Source organism: Vibrio sp. 378, assembly GCF_033339435.1.
In genome coordinates this window covers 1-1210 of record NZ_JAWOUO010000107.1, presented here as the reverse complement: position 1 = coordinate 1210, position 1210 = coordinate 1, and the positions used below count along the sequence as shown (strand labels likewise).

At 49.5% G+C, this 1210-nt stretch carries 1 protein-coding gene; it reads left to right on the top strand.

The window, feature by feature from the left end; genetic code table 11:
- The coding region (locus R7Q48_RS24430; RefSeq protein WP_318132683.1) for an ATP-binding protein at positions 1–1210 on the top strand (1210 nt) is incomplete at both ends.

Genomic DNA, 1210 nt, shown 5'->3' with positions numbered 1-1210 from the left:
GGTGTACGTGTCGGTAGTGAAACGTTTGGCGGAATACTCTGCTGCGCTACTTTCTGTTGCCCAAGGTAACTTGGCTGTTGAACTAGAAGTTAAAGGCAAAGACGAACTCGCGCACATGGGGCAAGCAATCATCACCGCTCGCAATACCGCCCAAGCGCTCAAAGTGGTGGCAGAAGGGGAGGCAAAAGCCAAACGAGAGCTGGAAGAGCACAAAGAACACCTTGAAGAATTGATTGAGCAGCGCACTTCGCAGTTGAGACAAGCAAACCTGCGCTTGAATGAAGAGGTCGTGAACCACGCTCAGGCGCGTAATGAAGCCGAGCAGGCGAGCCGCGCGAAATCGGCCTTCTTAGCGACAATGAGCCATGAAATTCGAACGCCAATGAACGGCGTGCTCGGTACCGCTCGTTTGTTAATGGATTCTGGTTTAAATCCAATTCAAAAGCGTTACGCGGAGATCATCAACCGCAGTGGTAAAACCTTGCTTGCCATCTTAAATGACGTTCTGGATTACTCGAAAATTGAAGCAGGCCATCTTGAGATTCGCCGATTGGGCTTCGACCTACATCAAATGGTTGAAGACACGTTCCAACTGATGAACAGCCGAGCGCAAGAGAAGCAACTGCTGTTCTCTTACCACATTGAAAGTGACGTCAGCCGATACTGGAAAGGGGATGTAACGCGCATTAGCCAAGTGCTGAACAATCTAGTGGGTAACGCGATCAAATTCACTGAAGACGGTGAAATTGATATTTACGTCAGCCTGAATCCAGAAGACGAATCGCAAGTGCTATTTGAAGTCTCAGATACAGGTATCGGCATTTCGAAAAAAGATCAGAAAACTCTGTTTGATGCTTTCACGCAAGCAGAAGGTGGTCTGAACCAAATCGGTGGTACAGGGCTTGGTTTGGCGATCCGCAAACGCATCATAGAAGCCATGGGCGGCGTGCTCGAAGTGGACTCAGAAGAGGGCGCAGGCAGCCGTTTCTGGTTCTCCATCCCACTTGAAGAAAGCGAACCTGTTGAAATCGGTGTCGTGGCGAGCGCTCGCTGCAAGGTGAAAGCGAAAGTGCTGTTGGTCGAAGACAATGAAGTAAACCGCGTAGTGGCGGAAGGTTTCCTTCAGAGCATGGGGCATCAAGTTGTGATGGCGGAAGATGGTCTACAAGCTGAACGAATCATTGATAAACAAGATTTTGACATCGCGCTT